Source organism: Chloroflexus sp. MS-CIW-1 (assembly GCF_030444705.1).
Lineage (GTDB): Bacteria > Chloroflexota > Chloroflexia > Chloroflexales > Chloroflexaceae > Chloroflexus.
Genome location: NZ_JAUBWR010000001.1, coordinates 1,970,001 through 1,989,718, shown reverse-complemented (window position 1 = coordinate 1,989,718; position 19,718 = coordinate 1,970,001). Strand labels below are relative to the sequence as shown.

The 19,718-nt window shown below is 51.9% G+C and carries 12 protein-coding genes; 7 read left to right on the top strand and 5 right to left on the bottom strand.

Annotated features, from left to right (window positions below; all coding sequences use genetic code 11):
• Positions 1-35: 35 nt before the first annotated feature.
• Positions 36-467: an Hsp20/alpha crystallin family protein gene (locus tag QTO31_RS08005; RefSeq protein WP_031459996.1), complete on the bottom strand. Its 432-nt coding sequence runs from the start codon at positions 465-467 to the stop codon at positions 36-38.
• Positions 468-775: 308 nt separating this feature from the next.
• Here QTO31_RS08005 and QTO31_RS08000 point away from each other — a divergent pair, with 308 nt between their 5' ends.
• Complete coding sequence (locus QTO31_RS08000) at positions 776-1,000, top strand: type II toxin-antitoxin system prevent-host-death family antitoxin (protein WP_031459995.1); 225 nt, start codon at positions 776-778, stop codon at positions 998-1,000.
• Between the two features lie 142 nt (positions 1,001-1,142).
• Here the strand turns inward: QTO31_RS08000 and QTO31_RS07995 are convergent, their stop codons facing one another.
• Together QTO31_RS07995 and QTO31_RS07990 are read right to left on the bottom strand one after the other, a co-directional pair.
• A complete protein-coding gene (locus QTO31_RS07995; RefSeq protein WP_301428674.1) occupies positions 1,143-2,054 on the bottom strand; it encodes an SPFH domain-containing protein in 912 nt (303 codons plus the stop codon).
• Complete coding sequence (locus QTO31_RS07990) at positions 2,051-3,040, bottom strand: SPFH domain-containing protein (RefSeq protein ID WP_301428673.1); 990 nt, start codon at positions 3,038-3,040, stop codon at positions 2,051-2,053. Before QTO31_RS07990 ends, QTO31_RS07995 begins: the two co-directional genes overlap by 4 nt.
• Positions 3,041-3,352: 312 nt before the next feature.
• Between QTO31_RS07990 and QTO31_RS07985 the strand changes: the two genes are divergently transcribed.
• Positions 3,353-5,491 (top strand): BMP family protein, encoded by a 2,139-nt coding sequence (locus tag QTO31_RS07985; protein WP_301428672.1) that lies wholly within the window; start codon positions 3,353-3,355, stop codon positions 5,489-5,491.
• A gap of 581 nt (positions 5,492-6,072) precedes the next feature.
• Positions 6,073-8,154, top strand: a complete 2,082-nt coding sequence (locus tag QTO31_RS07980; protein ID WP_301428671.1) for a 3'-5' exonuclease — start codon at positions 6,073-6,075, stop codon at positions 8,152-8,154.
• 102 nt (positions 8,155-8,256) lie between these two features.
• Here QTO31_RS07980 and QTO31_RS07975 read toward each other — a convergent pair whose 3' ends face one another.
• Positions 8,257-9,753, bottom strand: coding sequence for a DUF4129 domain-containing protein (locus tag QTO31_RS07975; protein ID WP_301428670.1), 1,497 nt, complete (start codon positions 9,751-9,753; stop codon positions 8,257-8,259).
• 428 nt (positions 9,754-10,181) lie between these two features.
• On the opposite strand from QTO31_RS07975, the gene QTO31_RS07970 reads away from it, so the two are divergent.
• From QTO31_RS07970 to QTO31_RS07960, 3 genes are all read left to right on the top strand, one after another.
• Positions 10,182-13,124 (top strand): transglycosylase domain-containing protein, encoded by a 2,943-nt coding sequence (locus QTO31_RS07970; protein WP_301428669.1) that lies wholly within the window; start codon positions 10,182-10,184, stop codon positions 13,122-13,124.
• Between the two features lie 337 nt (positions 13,125-13,461).
• Entirely contained in the window at positions 13,462-14,961 is a 1,500-nt protein-coding gene (locus QTO31_RS07965) for a glycosyltransferase family 39 protein (RefSeq protein ID WP_301428668.1), read from the top strand.
• Between the two features lie 198 nt (positions 14,962-15,159).
• On the top strand, positions 15,160-16,509 hold the full coding sequence (locus tag QTO31_RS07960) for a dihydrolipoyl dehydrogenase family protein (RefSeq protein ID WP_301428667.1): 1,350 nt from the start codon (positions 15,160-15,162) through the stop codon (positions 16,507-16,509).
• A gap of 107 nt (positions 16,510-16,616) precedes the next feature.
• Here the strand turns inward: QTO31_RS07960 and QTO31_RS07955 are convergent, their stop codons facing one another.
• Positions 16,617-17,897 (bottom strand): hypothetical protein, encoded by a 1,281-nt coding sequence (locus QTO31_RS07955; protein ID WP_301428666.1) that lies wholly within the window; start codon positions 17,895-17,897, stop codon positions 16,617-16,619.
• Positions 17,898-18,101: 204 nt separating this feature from the next.
• On the opposite strand from QTO31_RS07955, the gene QTO31_RS07950 reads away from it, so the two are divergent.
• The gene (locus tag QTO31_RS07950) at positions 18,102-19,700 is read left to right on the top strand and encodes an amidohydrolase (RefSeq protein ID WP_301428665.1); all 1,599 of its coding nucleotides are present in this window, start codon (positions 18,102-18,104) and stop codon (positions 19,698-19,700) included.
• The last annotated feature ends 18 nt before the right edge of the window (positions 19,701-19,718 follow it).

Here is a 19,718-nt window from a genome sequence, read left to right as displayed (position 1 = left end):
CGCTACATGCTCAACCGGCAATATCAGGACAACGACTATTGAGCAACATTGACAGCAATCTTGCGCGGCTTGATCTCTTCAGCCTTCGGTATCGTGACCGTCAACACGCCATTCTCAAGCCGAGCCTCAATCCGATCCGGATGAATCTGATTGGGCAGGCGGATGCTGCGGCTGAAGCGACCATAGCGACGCTCGGTGACATGATACTGACGATCCTTGCGATCGCTGCTCTGCGTAATCTCACCGCTGATCGTCAGGACATTGTTCTCAAACGTAATGTTCAGTTGATCAGCAGTCATGCCAGGTACCGCCATCTCCACGTGATAGGCATCAGCGGTCTCGCTCAGATCAAGTGCCGGTACCAGGCTCCCACTGCGGGGCATCACACCGGTGAAACCGGTGAAGAAGGTGTCATCGAGCAGTTGCGTCATCTCGCGGAACGGATCCCAACGGGTCAGGTTCGTCATAGTCGTCCTCCTTACCTCCTCGTATTTTTACTGGTTGTGCTCTCATTCGAGCCTGGTTATACCTTAGCAAATCATTGTTAGAACGACATTGGCAAACTGTTAAAGCTCTGTCTACAATTCTTGAAGACCGGATTCAATGACATAAGGTATGAGGCAAACAACCACAGCAAATCATTCGGACAGAAATATAAGCGTTGAAAAAGACTACTATCGGCAACCAAATCTTTATTTTTGATCTATGCAGGTTGAGTGCAGCGTGCTACAATGCAATCACACTGTAAATGGCACTTATTTAAAGGGGTACAAACATGACACGTGCAATCAACATTGACTTGCAGGGAGGTGTGGTACCGATTTCACAGGCGGCAGCCAGTCTTGCTGCCTTGATCCGACGGGCAAAGGTGAGTGGACAGCCGATTGTGATTACCCAGAAAGGGTATCCATCAGCCGTCCTGCTAAATATCGAGCTCTTTGAGCAATTACGGGCACTCGCTATGCAGGCGGAACAGAGCAGGCAACAACAAGAGATGTAACCTATCGATTCAGTGATACGTCATACTGTATCAAACGAGGATCATCTCGCCAGACGGGAGGCAATAAGCGATGACTACATATAATTGCTGCCCGCCATCTGGCAACGTGACGGGCAGCACCGGTAATCAACTATTTTAACAGCTACTGTCGGTTATTTTGTACTGCCATAAGCGCTGACATAACACGCTGGTCGGTTTGGGCTGGCACGAGGGTGACTCTAGCTTTGCTCTCGGTCAAGTTCTGCACTTCGAGGATCGTAAAGAGGGCATCGCGCACTTCAGGGTCGGCTCCAATACGAGCCAGGGCTTGACCTAAAATCTTCGGACGAACGGCCTTTGCGCGGGCAAACTCGATAGCAGCCTGGCGCTCGGCAGTGCTGGTGATAACGCTTACCCGGTTGGCGCCGTCTTGCAAGATTGCCGATGTCACCTGGCGCAAACGGTTCACAACCTTAGCCTCAATCTGGCGGATCATATTGCGATCACGGAAATGCACTTTCCGAATGTACACCGATCCTAGCCGGTATCCCCACTCAGAGGCTTTTGGCGACACCTCCGCCCGCACCGCCTGACTCATCGCATGACGGTTTTCCAACATCTGAGCCAACGGCATATTGCTTAATGTGCGCACGACTGCATTGCTGACATTAGCCGCCAGTGAGCCTTGCGGATCGGCATTCTTAAACAGGTAAGCCACCGGATCACTAATCGACATCTCGTACCAGACACCGATACCCATCGGAGCGCCCTCTTCCGAATTCACGGGCTGGCTACGCAGGTAGCGCTGGTCGAGACGCATATCGATCACGTAGCGACGCCCAAAGAAGCTGATGAGAAAGGCGTTCACTCCCAGATGGAGGGGAAGAATGACCAATCCTGGCTCACGCAGGACACCGACCACGCTACCGAAGAGGGTATACACGTGGCAGGTACCCTCCTGGACAATGGTGTAAAAGCCGAATAACCGCAGCAGGCCAAAGAAGGTCGGCGCCAGAATAAAGGCAGCGATAAACGTAATCGTGGCAACAAACAGCGTAGAGATCAGGAATGTCATTGCTCCACCTCCATAATAACCCGCTCAGCCTGTTGGTAGAGACCAAGCCGCACATTACGCAGATACGCACTGAGGGCGTCTGAGCCACTCTTCTTAAGTGCGTAGAGCTGTTCGGCAAGTGCCAGTAGTGGCTCGACTTCGGCCTGTGCCTTGAGCGTCTCAATTTCAACCGCCCGTTTCGACTGGACGATCTTTTGATCGGCGGCCGCTTGCGCCAGGCTAATGTCTGATGAAACCTGGTTATGTGCCGTGTTGATCGCTGCCATTGCCGACTCTACTTCTGGCGGGGCATCGATTTCGGTGATAAGTGATGCGTCAAGAATGATTCCATAGCGCGCCGCCGAGGAGAGGCACTCGCGATCCATGAGTTCGTTGAGATCGCGCAGGTTCTTACGTAGATCGTTGATCGAGACACCACTCATCTCGGCGCCCTCACCTACACTTGTGCTCAATTGCCCGGTTTCGGTTGCCGGTGCGGCAAAATTGGCGATCCGTTCGCGCAAGATCGAGATAAAGTAGCCCATCACGTGCACAACCGGATTTTTAACCCCAAACAGATAAGCATACAGATGTCGCTCGGAGACACGGTAACGAATCTGGCCCTTTAAGCCAACATTAAGCTGATCCTTCGTTACTGCCTCGAGCACCGTCCCACCCTGGTTGGCCCGTGGGTCTTCTAGATCAAGCGCCATGTTAATGGTCTGCGTGGCAATTGAGACCTTGTAGATCTTTTCCCACGGCCACTTGAAATACGGCCCACCAGGCGGAATAACCCGTACTTGTGGGTAGCGATAACGTTCACGCTCTTCAGGGCGGAGGTACTCGGTGAACGGATCATCCACAGGAGGGCCAGGTAATCGCTCAGCCCGCCCAAAGATGGTCTTTACTGCCCGCTCATTCTGATCGACGGTGTAAAAACTAAAAGCGATGTAGCGAACGATGAACCACGCCAGTAAGCCCAGTACAATTCCTAATGGAACAGACATACTTCCTCCCTACTTCCTCCTAAGCCGACCAAACAATAACGTTCACGGCGTAAATGCCGTGAACGTAGATCACGTCCTCTGTACTACAGCTATCATCCTGATCGGTGCTGAATTCATCGAATAACCTTTCCATCATTTGTCTTTCAGTATAACATACGCAGCCGCGAAGAAAAGGTTGCGTTAGATGTGATATAATCGCGCCAATCCAAAAGGTTTGGGGGCGTCAGGGATGCCCTCACAGCAGAATGGCCATGTTCGCCCGTATGGCGCTTCTGCATGGGTTCGCCCGCTTATAGTTCAGGAGAATGGAAGATGCGCAAGACTCTGATTACGCTAGTAGCACTTTTCACGCTGCTGGTACCCTTGCTGGCAGCCTGCGGTCAGCCAGCAGCTCAACCCACAGCAACACCGGTACCGACCACTGCACCGGCAGCACCAACCGCAGCTCCTACAGACTCTTCAAAACCTCGGATCGCGTTAGTAACCGACCTGGGGAAGGTCAACGATGGAACGTTCAATGAGTTTGCTCACCTCGGTGCGCTGCGGGCGGCGCAAGAGTTTGGGCTAGAGTACAAGTACATCGAGACCCAGGCCCAGGCCGATTACGAGAAGAACATCCAAACCTTCGTCGATGAGGGCTTTGATGTGATCGTGACCGTCGGCTTCCTGATTGCAGACGCCACCAAGAAGTTTGCCGCCGAGCATCCCGACATCATCTTCATCGGCGTTGACCAGTTCTACGAGCCGGGGACGGTCACCGACAACCTGGTCGGTTTGCAGTTCCGCGAAGACCAGGCCGGCTTCCTGGCCGGCGCCCTGGCCGGAATGATGACCAAGACCGGCACTGTCGGCGTGGTGGCTGGCGTAGAGATTCCACCAGTCAAACGCTTCAAGAACGGCTTCGACAATGGCGCCCGCTACGTCAAGCCTGACATCAACCTGCTCGGCGTCTATCTACCCACCTTCATTGACCCGGCCCTGGGGGCCAGCACAGCCCAGCAGATGATCGGTGACGGCGCCGACGTCATCTTTGGCGCTGGTGGCCCAACCGGTTCTGGCGCGATCAAAGAGGCGGCGGCACGCGGCGTCTATGTCATCGGTGTTGACCAGGACGAGTACGTTACTACTTTCGCCAACGGTGCGGCCCCCGGCGCCGACCGTATCCTCTCCTCAGCTATCAAGCGCGTCGATGTGGCTGTTTACGACCAGATCAAGGCGGTGGTGAACGGCACTTTCAAGGGCAACGGAATTGCCCTGTACGAAGCGGCCAACGGTGGTATCGGCTATGCCGATTACCACGAGACTGCTGACGACGTACCGCCAGCCGTGAAAGCGCGTATGGCGCAGATCCTCGCCGCCTTGTCGAAGGGTGAACTGACAACCGGTGTTGATCCGGTGAGCGGCGATGTTGATCCAAACACGATTCCTGAACCGAAGCCGTTCGTTTCATCAGATGTCAAATTACCCCGGATCGCGTTAGTAACCGACCTAGGGAAGGTCAACGATGGAACGTTCAATGAGTTTGCTCACCTCGGTGCGCTGCGGGCGGCGCAAGAGTTTGGGCTAGAGTACAAGTACATCGAGACCCAGGCGCAGGCCGATTACGAGAAGAACCTTCAAACCTTCGTCGATGAGGGCTTTGATGTGATCGTGACCGTCGGCTTCCTGATTGCAGACGCCACCAAGAAGTTTGCCGCCGAGCATCCCGACATCATCTTCATCGGCGTCGACCAGTTCTACGAGCCGGGGACGGTCACCGACAACCTGGTCGGTTTGCAGTTCCGCGAAGACCAGGCGGGCTTCCTGGCCGGCGCCCTGGCCGGAATGATGACGAAGACCGGCACTGTAGGGATCGTCGCCGGAGTCGAAATCCCACCAGTCAAGCGCTTCAGGAATGCCTTCGAACATGGAGCCCGCTACGTCAAGCCAGATGTCAATGTGCTCGGCGTCTACTTGCCCACCTTCATCGACCCGGCCCTGGGAGCCAGCACGGCCCAGCAGATGATCGGTGAGGGAGCTGACGTTATCATGGGTGCGGGTGGCCCGACCGGTTCCGGTGCAATCAAAGAGGCGGCGGCACGCGGTGTCTATGTCATCGGTGTTGACCAGGACGAGTATGTCACCACCTTCGCCAACGGTGCGGCCCCCGGCGCCGACCGCATCCTCTCCTCGGCGATCAAGCGCGTGGACGTGGCCGTCTACGACCAGATCAAGGCAGTGGTGAACGGCACTTTCAAGGGCAACGGGATTGCAATATACGAAGCGGCTAACGGTGGCATCGGCTATGCCGATTACCACGAGACTGCGGACGACGTACCGCCGGCCGTGAAAGCCCGGATGGAGCAGATCCTCGCCGCCTTGACGAAGGGTGAACTGACCACCGGTGTTGATCCGGTGAGCGGCGATGTTGATCCAAACACGATTCCCGAACCGAAGCCGTTCCAGCCCTAATCTGATTATTGCAGTCTGATAAAACCTCTTACCGGTGTACCATTGAGTGGTACACCGGTACATTTTTTGGGAACAACATATTAGAAACGTTATGACCACGTTATAATAAGGAACTGTGTAGAATAATCTGGTTCTACGCAGTTCTTGCTACCTGTCCATTGCCTAGCAAATGTCTTTTGATATAGTATGTATCAAAACACAATTGTCTGCAGCCTGAGCAGAGAGGGAGAAAGACGCGAAGAGTGAGCGAATCTCCGCAGCTTCTACAAAGGCGCGCTGCTGCCCATTCTGAGATGGTTCAAGCCCCCAGGGTCGCTCGCCGATGATGCGTGTTCGAGCATTATTGGGGTGGCTTCTCAATCCGGCCATCTGGTATGCTCCCGAGACGGGCACAGAGTTGCCGCTGACAATACAGAACGCGGGCCGACGGCTGAGCATCAGGGCAACGGCGCCACTTCAGCGATCGGTGTGACGGTGTGAACGACGTTCATCGGTGAACATAATCAAAAACTGAGAACTTCAAAATCCCTACGGTAATGCCGTTCAGGCTATCGATCAGGTCAGAGAAACGGGATTATTCGATGATCAAATATCAGCTCATTACTCCACCAACATTTCTCAACGAACTGCTTGGCTTACCAGGCAAAATCCAGAAAGCAGTTATGCAAAAAATTAAAGTTCTTGAAAGCAATCCAGTTTCAGAGCAGGGAGATATCAAGAAGCTCAAACATACCGAGCAACCACTCTATCGAATAAGAATCGGCGACTATCGCTTAATCTATACCTTTGGAAAAGGATGGGTAAAACTGATTTCCATTCGTAAACGTGATGATCAAACATATCAAAGAGACTTCGGTCATATTGACATGCCTGACATCTCTATCATTGATATTGTTGAGACAAGCGTCGAATTGCCGACACATTCAGTAGAAAGCAACTCTTTTCCTGAAAAAGAGGCCAGTGCACAATCAGTCCTGAACGCTGACAAACCATTACCACATCGATTAACCATCGATGATCTCAAGCGATGGCTTATCCCAGAACAATATTGGTCAGTATTGTTGAGCGTCTATACGGAAGACGATCTTCTCAATGCGCCTGTTCCTCCGCATGTCATTGATCGGCTGATCGATATTCTTTACCCACGAAGCATAGATGAGATTTTGCAACAGCCCCAGTTTCTGATCGGCGAAGCAGAAGATCTTGATCGGTTTGTGGCTGGCGAGCTGACTGAATTCCTGCTTATGCTTGACCCTGAACAGCAACGACCGGTCGAAACACCTCTTGAAGGCCCAATACTGGTGAGAGGCGGACCAGGAACCGGAAAATCGATTGTTGCACTCTATCGGGTTCAGCGGCTTGTTAAGGAAGGGCAGACACCGGTGCTGTTTACGACCTTCACCAATACCCTTACAAAATATTCCGAGCAGCTTCTGGAGCGCTTACTTGGCGAGCCTCCAACCAGCAAAGGGGTCGAAGTTAATACGGTAGATGCACTGATTGTTCGCAGATACACCCAGGCGTATAATCAACCACGATTCGCCCCAGAAGACACGCTGCTTAGCATCCTTCGCCAGGCCCTCCAGACAACATCACTTCCCGCCAGTAATGATAGTGAGCGAAAACGTCTTGCTGAAGTACTACAGTCACTCGGCGAATCGTATCTGCTCGATGAGTTTACCAGCGTGATCGAACACTGGGGGCTGACGAAATGCGAAGAATACTTGAATCGACCGAGAATTGGGCGTCGACTGCCGCTACGAGAACCGATCCGTAAGGCGATTTGGGCGGTGTATGAGACCTGGAAGAGCATGCTACAGCAGCAGGGATTAACAACATGGGGACAAGTTCGCCAGCAGGCGCTAGAGCTGGCTTTGCAACAACCCGATCCCTGCTACCGTGCGATTGTGATTGATGAAGCGCAAGACGTATCACCGGTTGCGCTGCGTTACTTGCTCGCTTGTGTTGAATCGCCGCGTTCAGTTTACCTTACTGCCGATGCTGGTCAGTCGCTTTACCAGCGTGGGTTTTCGTGGCAACAGATCGATAGTTTGCTGCAAGTACGGGGGCGTAGTTACACTTTGCGGCGAAACTACCGCAATACTGCCGAAATTGCCGCAGCCTGTGCCGCAATTTTGGGCGATACCGACAAAGAAGTGAACGCTGTGCACCACGGTAGCTTACCGGTAGTAAGATTTTGTCGCAATATCGAGGAAGAGGCAGTGGCTATCCGTAATTTCTTCATCGCTGCTGCGCGTCAATGGCGTCTCCCTGCTCATACTGGTGCAGTGCTCTGCCACAGTAAGCAGGTCGCACAACAGATTTGTGCGCAATTACAACAAATTGGAATGCCGGCTGAGTTTATGGAAAAGAAGCAGATTGATCTGCGTAAGCCGGTCGTAAAAGTATTGACTATCCATTCGGCAAAAGGTCTAGAATTCCCTTTCGTGGCAGTTATGCGTTTGGCACAAAATCACTTTCCACACGATTTTAATCATTTACCAGAAAAAGAACGCGCAGAGATGATAAATCAGGAGCGCCGCCTATTCTACGTTGGTTGCTCACGAGCGATGCGTGCCTTGCTGGTTTGTGCTGCTGCCGATCAGCCGTCATCGTTTGTTCTTGACTTGCCGACAGCACTGTGGCAGCATGAAAATGGGTAAATCTCATTTGAGCAATTGCTGGAACGATGACCAATCACAATCGTTTCCAATGCGATAAAGCCGTTCCTTCTTTGCATTCTCAATGCGGTGGTACGATCCTGATTACACCTTCTGCCGAAAGCGGCGCAGCACCTGTCTGAGTAATCGTTGCTCTTTCCGATCAATGCTTTTACCGGCGTAGACCACACGCTGGTAGGTATCTGTTAATACCTGTAGCTCTGTCACTCCGTCTGGTAATCGGGTGAGAGCGTAGGTAGCATACTCTGCCGGAGTCTGAGACGGTCGGCGCGGATAGCCACGAGCGGCAGCATGGCGCAGAGCAGCATGGTAGCAGGCATTGACCGTATCAACTAATGGAACTTTCGTCCGACGCCGACGTGCCAACCTGATAGCACCGTTTCCTCGTTGCGGTCGCAGCAACAGCTTACGCCAGAAACGGCGCTGCCGCGCAACAGACCACCAGGCTAAAACCCCGGCAATAATTCGTTTCAGTACATGCTTTACCCAGGTCTGACGCCGGAGAATCTGCCAAAACGCGAGCAGTGCTAGCAGTGCTATACACAACCAGAAAATCAGGCCAGGCCAGAATTGCGATTCACGCGCCGCATGAGCTATAGCCACCGGTTCAGGAGGAAAAAGCGGCTCTGTTTTTGAAGACGTATTAAGCAGCCAGGTTAGCAAAAAGTATAAAAGAAGTGGTAATAGAATGATCAAACTCATTAAACTAATAAAACAAGTTGAGAAAAACAAATTTATAAGCAAAATAATACCTAGTATTGCATAGATCACATCACGCCATTCTCCAGAGATCGGTATCCAAATCCGAACAGGCATCAGCAGAGCCAGTAATACTATCAAACCAATGATTGCTATGCTCAGCAAACGCCAACGCACAACAACATCTGGGGCAACCGCTGATCCATCACTCTGCCAGTCGGCAATCTGCGCCCGCTGCTGGGCAAGCGCAAGCAGGCTCAGACCACCGATCAGATAAAGGGCCATCCAGCCAGATGCAAGCACTCCCTCATGGTTACGCAAGTTTTGCATAATAATCATAAATAGCCCACCCCAGGCCACACCGTTACCAATAAACTGCACCGCATTCCAACGGCGCAGTCGAGCATTACTGTCGTAAAATAGAGCGTCGAGCGTATAGAGTGGTGCCTTTTGTGGTGGGTTAGGGACAAGTACAGCGATAGCAGCAATTCCACTGCGGCTGAGCAAAGCAACCGTTGTCAAGGTAAGGAGACAAAGGAAAAAAGGCACATCGAGGGAAGCCAACGGATCGACAATCCACGCCTGCATCACCGTAATGCCATCAACCCCAAAGCCAAGCGTGGCAACCATACGCGCCAACACGACCAGGCCAAAAATCTCAGCAGCCAGATACCGCAACGCACCTCCTGCGGCTTCGTGCAATCCGGCTGCCATCCGCATCCGCAACGCAACAGTCTCTAAACCAACAATCACGCTGGCGCCGATCAACCAGATAGATTGCCAGCCGATCTTTTCGTAAATTAGATCACCGACTGAAGCAATAGGAAGCGTTATTAACAAAACAATGAGTATTGCCGGACCGACAAGTGAAGGCTGCTTCATTCTTTATCTCCGTCTTTTACTGATGAAGCAATAAACACGAGTAGATTTATGGCTTATCAAGACACTTAAGAGTGTACACACATCTGTAGCATTTGGCAACGTTTTCTCCTGTCGGTTAACAGTGACGTACTGAAAACTCCTACGCATTCGCAGGACTCTACAACGTCTTCGGCAATGTTTGATACGCCAATGACCATCATGCCCCCGAACACAGCAATCCCATCACACTATTCGTTGGACGTGCTGCAAAGCGTGTCTCGTCTGACCTACCCTTACCCTCTCTTGCAATTAGCGCGACCGGTGGATATGATTGTGGGATCAGGCTTTCCTCAGCTTTCATCTGATTATAACGTGCTATACTACCTGCGACGCTAACGATCAGCGTTCAGCGCAAGTATAAAGATAACGAAGCAGGGTTTGAAGGTTTTATGATCCGCTCACGTCGTATCGTTACGAATGATCGTAATGGTCGCCATGGTCGGCGCCCTCTACCACCGCGCCTCTTACGTGGTCGACCGGCCCCACGTTCTGCGGTTAGTAAGTTTCTCTTGAACGTCATTCTAATGTTATTAGGAATCGGCGTAGTGATCCTGCTTGCCCTGGCTGGCATAGCCTACAACGCATACACACAAATCGCCGAGAGCTTGAAACCACGATTAGCGCTCCTCGACAAGCGTGAGTTGTTTGAAAACTCGCGTATCTTTGACCGGAACGGTGAATTGCTCTACGAGTTCTTCGATGCCGGCAAGCGCACGAAGGTCACGATTGACGAAATCAGCCCGTTACTCATTCAGGCGACGATTGCCATTGAGGATAAGACATTCTATACCAATCCGGGAATTGACTTAGGCGGTATCATTCGCACGCTGCTCGACAGTCTCCGTGTAGGAGAAGAGACCGGTGGCGCTTCGACGATCACCCAGCAGGTGATAAAAAATAGTGTGCTGACGCCCGAAGAGCGCCTACCTGAACGACGCTATGAACGTAAATTGAAAGAGATTATTCTCGCCCAAGAGCTTGATCGTATCTACACCAAAGATCAGATTCTTGAGCTGTACCTCAATGAGAATTTTTATGGCAATCTGGCCTACGGCATTCAAGCCGCCAGTGAGGTTTACTTTGGAGTCAATGCCGCCGATCTTGATCTTAATCAGGCATCCCTGCTTGCCGGTCTGCCTCAGCTACCATCGGTATACAATCCGGTAAACTATCTTGAACGCGATGAGCAAGGCAGCTACCTGCCACCAGTCTTCGTAGGTGACGATTGGCTAGATCCGAATGCACGCCTACCTGCTGGCACGCCATTACCCAGGGTTCGCCAGGCAGCAGTCCTGCGCCGTATGGTCGAAGATGGCTACATCACTGAGGCCCAGGCCCGCCAGGCGTTAGCAACACCACTACGCTTCGCCCCCCAAGAAGCACCGCTCAATGCGCCGCACTTTGTCTTTTATGTGCGCGATCTCCTTCTACAGCGCTATGGAGCGCAGATAGTGTACGGTGGCGGATTACGCATTACAACCACGCTCGACCTGCAATTACAACGAATGGCACAGGCCACAGCTTTCGACCGCATTGCCGAACTAGAGGCTCGCAACATTCACAACGCGGCAGTGGTTATTATGCAGCCGAACACCGGTCAGATTCTGGCAATGGTCGGTAGCATCGATTACAATGCCGTCAAACCAACCAAAACACCCAGCGAGTCAGGGAATGTGCTCGATGGTCAGGTGAATGTGGCAACCCGTGAACGACAACCAGGCTCGGCACTCAAGCCGTTTACCTATCTGGCGGCAATGGAACAGGGTATGACACCAGAAACTGTCTTGTGGGATGTGCCGACCCGCTTTCCAACCGGTACCGGTGACTGGTACGCGCCACAGAATTACAATGGTCAGTGGAACGGCCCAGTACGCATCCGCACTGCGCTAGCCAACTCTCTCAATATGCCCGCAGTCCGTGCACTCAAGTTTGCCGGAATCGATTATACTCTCCGTTTGCTCGAACGGGTTGGCATTCGCAATGGTTTGAAACGAGGTGCCAACTTTTACGGACTATCGCTAACTCTCGGTGGTGGTGAAGTCTCACCACTTGAACTGACAACGGCGTACAATACTCTGGCGAGTGGTGGTCGCTACTTCGCACCGGTAGCCATTCTGGAAATTACCGACTCACAGGGACGGACACTCGAACGCTTTACCCAAACCACCGGTGAAGAGGTCGTTGACCCAAACCTGGTTGCAATCATCACCGACATGCTCAGCGATGATCGCGCCCGCCAGGCCATTTGGGGCTTGAACAGTCCGCTCAAACTCAGCTTGCCCGCAGCGGTCAAAACCGGTACGACCAACGACTGGCGTGATGCCTGGGCAGTAGGTTACACGCCGTTTGTAACGGTTGGCGTCTGGACGGGCAACAACAATAACGAACCAACGGCACGAGTTGAGAGCTTAACCGGCGGAGGAATTATCTGGCGTAACGTGATGGAAAACATCTTCCGCTTAATTGCCGAAGATGAACGCTACCGGGCACTCTTTGCAGCCCCCTTTCCCAATGGTGAGATTCAGACTGAATTTACACTCCCGGAAAACGTTGTGCGGCGTCCGATTTGCGAGCTACCCGGCCCCTTTGGTGGCTACCGCGAAGAGCTTTTCACGCCTGAGATGGTCAAGCGTCTCGAAGAGGAAGCACAACAGGCATCGGCCACCACAACCGGTAACACAGTGCCGACTGAAGAATTCTGTTCGGCCTACACAAAAGTTACCGTTGTCCGCATTCCAACGCCGGAAGAGTGGACGAGTACCGGTGAGCTGCGGCCGAATCCGCCACCGCCACCTCCTACCGATCCCAAGGCGCCACCACCGGCCCAGGATTTGAGCGCCCTGACTGATGGAGCGTATTGTCGGCCTGTGCCCGAAATCAGTTACCCGCCTGAACTGGTACGCGAAATCTATCTCTGGAAACTGCCACCACCCGATCCGGATGAGGAGGTTGAATACAAATGGCGCGGTGGAGACGCTACCGTTTCACTCAAGTACGAAGAGTTACCGGAATGCACCGCTGAGATGTTCCAGCGACCGATTCCGGTACCACCGGTCGCAGGGGCAATTCTGATGCCCGATCTGCGACAACTAGGCGAAAATCAGGCAAAGGAGGTGTTGGCGCTCTTGGGAATTGACCCCGGACGCATTTACGTCGATTATCAAGGGCCTGACCGCGCTGGCGAAGATTATTACCGCTTCGGACCATACGTGGTACTCAGTTCAATGCCAGCACCAGGTGAATGGATTTTGCCGGATACAACGATTGTCCTGGGGATTCGAGCGCCTGATCCTGGACCTGAACTGAACACTACGCTGGAAAGCACAGAGTAATTAACTTACCCCGATCTTCTAGGGAAAACCATATATAATCCTACCAAATTGGTGCGTCAAATGGAAGAAAGAAGAGAAACTAAACTATACGATGGCTGAATTTGAACTAGAATAAGCACAAAAAATCTGAAACAATTATATCTATATGCGAAAGACTCCCACTCGCGGATGAACAGGTCAGCAGTGTGGGTGTTATGTAACTATTTGGATAGGCTCTTTAAATGAATTTTGTGGTGATCGTTTCATTCGTCCGCGTCTTACTTGTAGTATATCGAACATGTTTTAAGATTTCTGCGTTTGTCTATGCTAAAAATATTATTGAAAGGAGTCCTTGCACATGCGCACTAATATGCGACATCAAAAGAATTATTATTACTATATTCAAACGCTTGTCTTACTAATCGTCACAGTTTTTATTCAATCTTACAATATGAATACTCCGTTGTGGCTTGATGAGATTTACAGTGTCCATATTGGTCGAAAAGATTTTTTATCGATTATTCAAAACAGCTTATCAGACGCACATCCACCATTATTTTATCTTACAATACATATTATAACAAACTATCTAAAGTTTAATAATGAAATAGGGTTAAGGTTTGTATCATTATTTAGCAGTATCTTTACAGTGTTAATATTAACTTCCCTTACCACAAGACTCGCGAATTCACTGATCGGTTTCACTGTGGGGATCATCACAGCAACATTACCACTGCTCGCATTCTACAGCCAGGAAGTTCGATCTTATGCTTTACTAGTAATGCTAGCTTCCCTCTCAACATGGATAACTATAGACATATTAGATGGTTGTTCCCAAAGAAGAATTCCATGGATTGGATGGATAAGTATAAACATGTTTGGAATACTCACTGGCTATGCATACTTGATGGTTGCCTTTGTTCAACTATTGTTTCTAGGGTATTACTATTCACGTTCTTTGTACTGGTTGATTGCAGCTATTATCACATGTTGTACATCTCTAATAATCTTACCATTCTTGTTCTCCAGTATCATCTCTGTTGCATCAGCGCATCGCAATTCAATGCCTTTGACATTTTGGTTTACTCTTCAAGTATTGCTTGCCGGTGATCCTCTCCGATACAAAATGTCATTCTCTCATGTCTTCTTACCTACTGTGGCATTGGGAATAATGATTTTCACCAGTATAAGAGGATTAATACGTCGAGATCTCAAAGTTACATTCTTGATCACACAAGTGGCAGCCCCAATCAGTTCTTTCTTCATGATAAGCCCATTGATTGGTATAAGATTACCACTATCAGAGGCAAAGCAATTTATTGTTCTTCTTCCGGCAGTATTATGCCTAATTGCTATCGGTTTGCGAGATATAGCACAACAGAAAAAAGGCCTAATATTAGCACTCTTCCTATCGGGGTTATTCGTCATTTGTAATGGAATTGGTCTTCAATCATATTATACCTATCCCAAGAGCCCAGAGGGTCTAACAGTGCAAAGACTCCGAGAGAAATTACATCCAACCGAATCTGTCGTTAGTTTACACTATTCAATAAACTATGCTTTGTGGTTTTACATGCCAGATACTTTTGTTTTTTACAACCCTGTAAAAATCGAAGATACTTATTGGTACCGTTATGACAAGTCTAGTGCTATTTTAGATCCAGATCAAACATCGGGTGACATGAGATCAATAGAAGAAATCCGTTCTAACAAAACTTTCTGGATCTTGGCAAATAAACTTGCTTACCGAGAATCTCTCCCGCCGTTAATCAGAGAATGTATCATAACAGAGCAAGACACGTTCTCTGCAAATCATGGCGCATTTGAAATAATCCACGTTAGATGCGACAAAGACTAATTGCTTATTTACTTCCTTAACAGATATACCTATATATCTACCTAAACTTGTACTGGATCACAAACATCTACAAGAAGTATAGTTACTATAGACTCGGTATACAACCCTGTAACCTCTTACCCACTTCCTGCATCATCTTCTATAGTGGAGAGTCTAGCAAGAGGTATCTATCAGACCGATAGTAATTGGAGCGCGATAATGAAAGAGATTGTTGTGATCGGCAGCGGTCCGGCTGGTGTTGAAGCAGCAGTTGCCGCTGCCCAGGGAAACACAAAAGTAACCCTTATCAGCGAGGGGCCAATAGGCGGTCGTACCGGTTGGGATAGTTTGTTGCCGAGTAAAGTCTGGCTGCATGCAGCGGAAGTTGCCGACATTGTTGCCCATGCCTCATCTGAAGGAGGAACTGCTGGACGTGTCGAACCGGCAACGGTCATCCAACGCATCAAACAGGTCGCGCATCAATGGAGCGAGCACGAAGCGCAACGCTTACAGGCTGCTGGGGTACAGGTTGTGCACGGTACCGCCACTGTCAGCAGTCCACATCATCTGACGGTGCGCAACGATGATAACCAGCAGACATTACACGCCGATGCAGTGATTATTGCTACCGGTTCAGTGCCACGCTTCCCGCCTGCGATGAAACCTGACGGCCAACGCATTATTGCTCCGCGCTTCGCCAGCCATCTCAATACATTACCGCCTGATATGATCGTGATCGGGGGTGGTCCGACCGGCAGTGAGTTTGCCTCCCTTTTCAGTCGTCTGGGAGTTCGTGTCACGTGGATCGTTGGGAGTCCTGGAGTGTTACCTATGTTTGCTCCGGCTGCCGGTGCAGCACTAAACCGGGCAATGACTGCGCGGGGGGTGAACATTGTACAGGTTGATGGCGAACGAGTTGAGCGCAGCGAAACAGGGGTGCGCGTGACGACGACCGATGGTGCAGTGTATGAAGCGGCAATGGCGTTTCTCGCCATTGGACGGTTACCCGATCTGAGTCGTCTTGATCTGGCAGCAGCCGGTTTGACCGTGGATGCGAACGGGCAACTTACGGTTGATCAACACGGTCGCACTGCGGTTGATCATATCTTTGCCATCGGTGATGCAGCCGGTGGGCCGATGCTGGCGAATCGGGCCCTGGCACAAGCCTGGATTGCCGGACGTACTGCTGCCGATTTACCGGCGCCAGGGTATTGCCCACACACTATCGTGCATGCGGTCTATACGGTACCCGAAATTGCACAGGTTGGGATTGTGACCAGCGCCGAAGAGGAGCTGAAACGGGTACGAGCACCCTATACAACATCACTCAAGGCTTTTCTTAGCGCTGACACTGACGGCTGGGTTGAATTAACCTTCGACCCGATCACCCGTCAGGTTCGTGGCGGAGTCGCGGTTGGGAGTCACGCTGCTGATTTGCTTGCACCGGTAGCACTGGCGATCCAGACTAATGCGACTCTTGCCGATCTGGCAGCCGTCTTTGCCGCCTACCCAACATTGAGCGAGACGATCTTTACGGCTGCGCGGGCGGCCAGTCAGGTCATGGCTTGACGATGAAGTTATTCCTTCGGCATTCCCTGCCATCTCATGTAGATGATAGCGTTTGGCCGAGATAGAGGGGCGGGTGCAAGACCCGCCCCCGTCTGCGAAAAGAGCGCTTAACCGGTGAGGTCGACTACGCGCTGCCGATCACCGATTCGACGCACCGCTCGTATCAGTAATGACAACAGCACTAACATCCCTAGCACACCATACTCAAGGATCGGCACCCGCAGCACGTCGGGCAGGCGGTGCCACTCGCGGCGCAGACCGTAGTAGGCTAGCACCGTCGTTGCATAAGCGGTACCAATCGTCCACCGTGCTCGCTTTGAGAGGCCGAGACCGTGCATCTGGTTAACAACAAACATTGCCAGCAGGCTGAAGGTAAACATAGCCCCAAGACCACTTCGTTTGTAAAGGGTAGAAATCACTGCATGCGGTAAGACCATCAGCTCAAGCGCCAGAGTCCAGCGTGGGTCGCGGTGAGCTTTGGTATAGATCAACGCTGACTGAACGAAGAGCAGCAAGGTGTGGAAGAGACCAGTGTAGTGCAGCGGCTTAGGATCGATGGGGTGATACCAGAAATTGTAAGTTGCCGCCCACGAGAAAATGTAGCCATGAAACTTGCGCGCAAAACGGACTAACTCAGCCGGTGGCATGAGTTTGCGACTACCGAAGAAGAGGCCGCGTCGCGGTGCTTCCAGCGCCAGAGCCATCATCAGAATAAACGAGACCGAGCCGAGTGCACTACCCTCTGGCACATCACGAGCGAGGCCATCGTAGGTATAGTGCGACTGCAAGTAGTGTAAGGCCACACCACCTACATTCACGGCCAGCGCAATCCAGTTAAGCCGACGCAGGGCAGCAGTGTAACGCAACTGTTGTCGTTGTGCAGCATAGATACATCCCCAACTTGCCAGTTGATGCACAAGATACCCACTCCAGGCCAACCAGCGCTGAGCCGGATGCGGCGTTGCCGCAATCCAACGATAATCGCCAGGTTTACCGCTGTATTCAATGTATTGTTCGGGTGTCCGGCCTACCAGTGCCGATATTCCAACCGCTCCAGCACAGACTGCGGCTGCCGGTAAGAGGAGATCATGCCCTTCCACTGAGGCAACCGGTGCTTCTATCTGTCCTGCAACCCAATCAACATAGTGCCGTAATGCCCAACCAACCAGCGCTGCACCGGCGGCGGCTGCAAAGCCGCTTGCCAACGCACGCCATGGGTGTTGACGTGGCCCGGCAGCTAATCCAGCACAGAGTGCACCCGCCGTACCAACGAATGCCAGACCGATCCCGGGACGTTGACCACGTGCGACATCAAGCCAATACATTGCCGCCATCGGGTTGAAGAGAGCTGCCCCCGCTAGCGCGTAATTTGTGCGTGGATTGGTCACGGTCGGCCTCCTTTTGTGCACGGGCTGGTATCGATATTTGCAAAATCATGACATATCATACCACGATTACAGTGGGCATGAAGGTTGAACCATCAACAAGTTGTGAATACTCTCTACTGCGTAAATATTTGACTACTCAGATTTGACAGAATAGAGTAAGCTGCGTAGGATACGACGCAATATTCTCATTGTGGGAGGCTCTTTATGAAGACGATCATGTTCTATGGCGGCCCGATTTACACGCTTGATCCCGCTCAACCGGTTGTACGCGCCCTGGCCGTTCGCGGTGAGCGTATCGTAGCGATTGGTGATGAAAAGACAGTGCGGGAAGCCGCCAGTCATCAGGTAGAGTTGATAAACCTGGAAGGACGGGCGATTGTACCAGGACTGACCGATGCCCATGTGCATATCGTGCTGCATGGTCTGAACCAACAACAGGTACGGTTAAGCGACTGTCACGATCTATCCACTGCTCTTAATCGCGTTGCCGCCGCCGTCCAACACTTGCCAGCCAGGGCATGGCTGCGTGGAAATGGCTGGGATCACGTGCGCTGGGGTGGACACTGGCCAACTCGCTATGATCTTGATCGCGTCTGCCCGGATCGTCCGGCCATCCTTACTCGCAAAGATGGTCACTCGCTATGGGTGAACAGTCAGGCGCTTGCACTGGCCGGTATCACTGCTGCAACTCCCGATCCAGATGGTGGTCATATTCAACGCGATGACAACGGTGAACCAACCGGTATCTTGCTGGAAACAGCAATGAGGTTGGTACAATCGATAGTTCCTTCGCCGGGTCGTGCCGAACGGATTGCAGCGTTACGGCTGGCGATAAGCGAAGCGCTGAGCTATGGCCTGACGGCTCTCCACGTGCCACCGGCGACGAATCCCAGCGACGGCCCTGAGACACTCATCGATCTCCAGACCCTGCACGCTGCTGGCGACCTCAAGATCCGTGTGCTAGCCCATCTCGCCGGTGCGCATCTCGATCATACGATTGCTCTTGGCCTGCGTAGTGGTTTGGGGGACGATTGGTTACGCATCGGGGGACTGAAACTCTTCGCCGATGGCTCGCTCGGTTCTGAGAGCGCACACATGTTGAGGCCGTATGAAGGTCGGGATCACACCGGGATTGCGGTTATTCCACCCGCCGAGCTGCGAGAGATTGTTACTCGCGCCAATGCCCATGGCATTAGCGTTGTCGTGCATGCTATCGGCGATGCCGCCAATCGCAGTGTACTTGATGCCATTGCTGCTGCTCGCGCTACAGCAATTCCGCTGAGGCTGCCCAATCGGATCGAGCATTGCCAAATCCTCGACCCAAACGACATTCCACGCTTTGCCGAGCTGGGAGTCATTGCTTCCATGCAGCCGATCCACTGCACTGCCGACATGGTGATGGCTGATCGACTCTGGGGATCACGCTGTGCCACCAGCTATGCCTGGCGAAGTCTGCTCTCGGCTGGCGCTACGCTCGCCTTTGGTTCTGACGCACCGGTCGAGACGCTCGATCCCTGGGCAGGCATTCACGCAGCAGTAACCCGTCAAACGACCGATGGCAGACCAGAAGGTGGATGGTATCCTGAACAGCAACTGACTCTTTCTGAAGCGATAGCGGCGTATTGTATTGGCCCGGCGATTGCCGGCGCCGATGCTGATCGCAGAGGGCGCCTGCAACCCGGAATGCTCGCCGATCTGGCAGTACTCAACGGCGATCCTTTCCAGATACCGGCATCCCAGCTCTACACTCTGCACGCCGAACTCACGATGGTCGGGGGTCAGATCGTCTTTACCCGTAGCTAAACAAAAAGAAAGGGATTG

Coding starts and splice junctions, on each gene's coding strand:
- QTO31_RS08005 (WP_031459996.1), bottom strand. CDS start 467: ATGACGAACCTGACCCGTTGGGATCCGTTCCGCGAGATGACGCAACTG.
- QTO31_RS08000 (WP_031459995.1), top strand. CDS start 776: ATGACACGTGCAATCAACATTGACTTGCAGGGAGGTGTGGTACCGATT.
- QTO31_RS07995 (WP_301428674.1), bottom strand. CDS start 2,054: ATGACATTCCTGATCTCTACGCTGTTTGTTGCCACGATTACGTTTATC.
- QTO31_RS07990 (WP_301428673.1), bottom strand. CDS start 3,040: ATGTCTGTTCCATTAGGAATTGTACTGGGCTTACTGGCGTGGTTCATC.
- QTO31_RS07985 (WP_301428672.1), top strand. CDS start 3,353: ATGCGCAAGACTCTGATTACGCTAGTAGCACTTTTCACGCTGCTGGTA.
- QTO31_RS07980 (WP_301428671.1), top strand. CDS start 6,073: ATGATCAAATATCAGCTCATTACTCCACCAACATTTCTCAACGAACTG.
- QTO31_RS07975 (WP_301428670.1), bottom strand. CDS start 9,753: ATGAAGCAGCCTTCACTTGTCGGTCCGGCAATACTCATTGTTTTGTTA.
- QTO31_RS07970 (WP_301428669.1), top strand. CDS start 10,182: ATGATCCGCTCACGTCGTATCGTTACGAATGATCGTAATGGTCGCCAT.
- QTO31_RS07965 (WP_301428668.1), top strand. CDS start 13,462: ATGCGCACTAATATGCGACATCAAAAGAATTATTATTACTATATTCAA.
- QTO31_RS07960 (WP_301428667.1), top strand. CDS start 15,160: ATGAAAGAGATTGTTGTGATCGGCAGCGGTCCGGCTGGTGTTGAAGCA.
- QTO31_RS07950 (WP_301428665.1), top strand. CDS start 18,102: ATGAAGACGATCATGTTCTATGGCGGCCCGATTTACACGCTTGATCCC.